General features: G+C 55.6%; 3 protein-coding genes. All 3 read left to right on the forward strand.

Annotation, left to right across the window (positions count from 1 at the left end; translation table 11 throughout):
- The first annotated feature begins 173 nt into the window (after nt 1-173).
- The 3 genes from AB4043_RS17165 to AB4043_RS17175 all read left to right on the forward strand — a co-directional run bounded on the left by AB4043_RS17165 (nt 174) and on the right by AB4043_RS17175 (nt 3,835).
- Nucleotides 174-2,627 carry an NHL domain-containing protein gene (locus tag AB4043_RS17165; RefSeq protein ID WP_442307612.1) on the forward strand — a complete coding sequence of 818 codons (2,454 nt, stop codon included), beginning with the start codon at nt 174-176 and terminating at the stop codon, nt 2,625-2,627.
- A 21-nt stretch (nt 2,628-2,648) separates the two neighbouring features.
- A complete protein-coding gene (locus AB4043_RS17170; RefSeq protein WP_442299758.1) occupies nt 2,649-3,218 on the forward strand; it encodes an outer membrane beta-barrel protein in 570 nt (189 codons plus the stop codon).
- Between the two features lie 215 nt (nt 3,219-3,433).
- On the forward strand, nt 3,434-3,835 hold the full coding sequence (locus AB4043_RS17175) for a PEGA domain-containing protein (protein WP_442299757.1): 402 nt from the start codon (nt 3,434-3,436) through the stop codon (nt 3,833-3,835).
- The last annotated feature ends 198 nt before the right edge of the window (nt 3,836-4,033 follow it).

Here is a 4,033-nt window from a genome sequence, read left to right on the forward strand (position 1 = left end):
CTCTACCATGCCCCCCTATCTGGCAGTAACGTTCATCATTGCACTGCAGGGAGTCTTCCCATCGCGYGGCTAACGTAAGGGAATGCCGGTCATGTCAACCGATGCGAGATGTTATGACACGGCCGGCATTTCAAAGGAGTTGAGGCAGAATCATCATGATGTCCCATCCCGGTATGATCATTCGAAAACTGGCTTGTGCCGGTGTATGCATGGCGGCGGCTATCGGGGCGGCGCAGACACCCGCTCAACTGAAGTCGTTGGACAAGGCCGGGATACATGTAAGCGCCGTTCAGGCTGCGCAAACGAATGGTCAACTGGCTGTCACAGCGCCACTGAATTCTCCTGCAGCACTCTGTTATGACTCCGCCGGCAATTTCTATATCGCGGACCAGAACAACAACATCATCCGTAAGGTCGATACGGCCGGGACGATTACTACCGCAGCCGGCACAGGAGAGCAGGGGTTCGATGGTGATGGCGGAGCTGCGACCCAGGCAACGCTTGACACCCCGGCGGGAGTTGCTATTGATGCATCGGGAAATCTCTATATCTCCGACACAAAGAACCAGCGTATCCGTAAGGTGAGTTCTAACGGCACAATCAGCACGATCGCCGGTACAGGCATGGCTGGTTTCTCGGGCGACGGAGCTGCCGCAACCTTGGCAATGATCTCTCTTCCGACCGCGATAGCGGTCGATAGCAGCGGGAATATCTTCTTTGCGGACTCGAATAATAACCGTGTGCGTGAGATCGTGACTGCTTCAGGGACGATCCAAACTGTGGCCGGAAATGGCGAACAGGGGTACTCAGGTGATGGAGGTGCGGCGACCGGCGCTTCTCTTGACTCGCCTGAGGGAATCTCAGTCGATGCTTCGGGCAATCTTTACCTAAGCGATACGCACAATAATCGCATCCGTAAGGTCTCCGGTGGTGTGATCACGACGATTGCGGGAGACGGCTCCTTTAACTTCGCGGGCGACGGAAGCACTGCCACCTCAGGCTCCTTCGCATCTCCGCACGGCATTGCTGTCAACGCTAGTGGAACAACACTTTACATCGCTGATACGGACAATCAACGGATTCGGCAGATCAATAGTTCTAATCTCCTCTCGACCATCGCCGGGAATGGCCAAGAGGGAGAAGATCAGTTGAATGGGAGCGCAACGGCTGCTTCGTTGGATTCGCCTCTTGGTGTGGCTATTGGGCCACAAGGGACTATTGCCATAGCAGATACAGACAATGATCTTGTCCGTGCCATTTTCGGCGGCACAGTTGTGACGACCGCAGGTGGAGACCAGGCGACCAGCGTGTTAGCGCTCTCCATTCCTTCGCAAGCCATTACCTATGGTCAGGGAGTACTTACTGCTACTCTGACCACTTCCGCTTCCTCAAGCGGAAGCGTCGTCTTCTATGACTCTGGTTCGCCTGTCTCGACGGTGACTCTGTCCAGTGGCGTCGCTGTCTTGAACCTCGGTTCGCTCAAAGTCGGCACGCATAACCTCAGCGCCTCCTTCGCAGGTGACGGTACGAATCCAGCCTCGGTGAGTGGTGTCATGGTGGTGGCGGTGAGTCCTCTGTCGATTACCRCTTCGATTACGCCAATCTCGGTGCAGTACGGCCAAGCGATTCCAGCAATTACGGGATCGCTCTCAGGTGTGCTTGCGCAGGACAGCGGCAATGTAGAGGTGGCGTTCAGTACGGGCGCCATCTCTACATCTTCTCCGGGATCATATGCGGTGACTGGCGCGCTTTCAGGCAGTGCCTCTGCGAACTACACGTTGTCATCTGTAACGGGCGGTATCACGATCTCGAAGGCTGCTTCGCTTACCAGTTTGTTATCCAGTGTCGCTAATACACTGGTCGGTTCTCCCGTGACCCTAAGGGCTACGGTAGCTACGACGACTTCAGGGCAGCCGACTGGTACGGTCACCTTCCTGGATGGAACAACAGCTCTAGGAACTGCTCAGGCCCTGAGCTCAGGCGTCGCATCGGTTACGATTTCCTCTCTCACCGCCGGCTCTCACAATCTGACGGTAGCTTACAGCGGGGACACGAACTTCAACGCGAGTGTTTCTTCGGTGCTTGTACAGCAGGCGAGTGATTTCAGCTTCTCGCTGAATGCAACGGGCGGCGCAACGCAGACCGTGGTTCCTGGACACACCGCGACGTATAACCTGGTCGCCTCCCCTCTGAATGGCTTTTTCAGTTTCCCTGTGACCCTCTCCGTTTCCGGCCTGCCGGCGGGAGCGACGGCCACCTTCTCGCCATCAACCCTCTCGCTGGGTTCGGGCAGTGCCAGCTTTACGCTGACGATTCAGACGGTAGCTACCACTGCGATGGCCCATCCGGTTAGGAGCACCGGAGGCGGCGCTGCGGTATTGGCGCTCCTCCTGCTGCCGTTCTCCTCTTGTCTGCGGCGCACGGTGCGCAGATGGAGGCCCGGGGTATTGATTGTGGTACTAGGACTGAGCCTGGCGGCTGTGGGCGGACTGGCTGGATGCGGTACAGGCACCGGATATTTCGGACAGAACCCGCAAACGTATTCGGTCACTATTACCGGAACCGCAAGTGGCCCGAATGGAACCACGTTGCAACATTCCTCCATCGTCGTATTGACGGTGCAGTAAGGAGTTGAAAGTACTCTTGTGATGAGTCGATTTCGTACGCTTCTTACTCTCGCAACTCTTGTGTCTACGATGATGGTGTCTGCGCAGCAGAGTACGCAGCCCGCTCGAACCGATATCGTTGTCACCTACACCACGGAAAGAGCGCTACGTACAAGTTCCGGACAGAGCTTCTGGAAGCAGGGTGGCTCTGTCAGCTACGGCACTGATTTATGGAGAGGCCTGGGGCCAGCCGCAGATCTGAGCGTTGGCCACGCAGGGTCTATCGGCTCCAGCGGAGCCTCCTTAACAACCACCGCGCTGACCTTTGGTCCGCGATATCGTTGGCACTCACAATCAAAGTATTCCCCGTTCGGTGAAGCTTTGTTTGGATTCGTGCATGGCTCGAACAGCGCCTTTCCATCCTCAGCGGGGACGACTTATCGGGCAACCAGCTTCTCCATGCTGATCGACGCCGGTCTCGATATCCGCTTGGATCACCACATTGATGTACGTGCGCTACAACTTGGCTGGGTGCATTCCACGCTGCCCAATGGCGCGGATAACGTGCAGAACAACTTCCGCCTGAGTTTTGGAGCAGGCATTCACTTTTAGTACGAGGGGCTTTGGAGTTCGTATCAAGATGGTGTCATCCTGAGCGCAGCGACGGATCAGACATGCAATAGCCCCGGCGAGGCTACGAAATCATCGAAATGTCTCAGTGATGTCAGTATTACTCCGCTATACCGTGAGGAAGTAACCTTCGTGCTTCTGGAGCCTCGTCTACTCCTATAACCGAACTTCGGTTCGGGTGGTGAAAGGCGGTATCCATGAAACGTTTATTCCTTTTCGCAATATCCCTCATTGCTCTTGCAGCTCCCGTCCTTGCAGCACCTCCTGGGAGGTTTGTTGGGCCGAGAGTAGGTGTCGTTTATGGCGGACGCGTCGGCCCTTGGGGTTGGTACGATCCGTATTACGGCTTCTATTCCTACTACGGGGCAGGTTTAACCCCCACAGCAGGCACCGTGAAATTAGATACATCCGTAAAGGATGCCGAAGTGTTTATCAATGGAAGCTATGCGGGCACGGTGAGCAAACTGAAGACCATGACGATGCTTCCCGGTAACTACACCGTCGAACTTCGTGCTTTTGGACGAGAGTCGTACAAACGAGACATCTTTGTTATTCCGGGTAAGACCATCAAACTAACGGCGGAAATGCGAGTTCTGTAAGACGTGCAATTGCGATATGGAGGATGCGAGCGCGTCTCGCATCCTCCGCCGCTTGAAACTATTCGCGAAGCCCGAGGCTCGTAGGGAACTCGTCGGGATCGCTGTCATCGAGGTTTCCGTCGAAGTCATTGGCTCGCCAATCTTCGGCTACACGGACGAGATAGCGGTGAAGGATATACATATCGAGCAGGAGGAATG

The sequence above is a fragment of the Terriglobus sp. YAF25 genome, from assembly GCF_052113305.1.
In the GTDB taxonomy this organism is placed as follows: domain Bacteria; phylum Acidobacteriota; class Terriglobia; order Terriglobales; family Acidobacteriaceae; genus Terriglobus.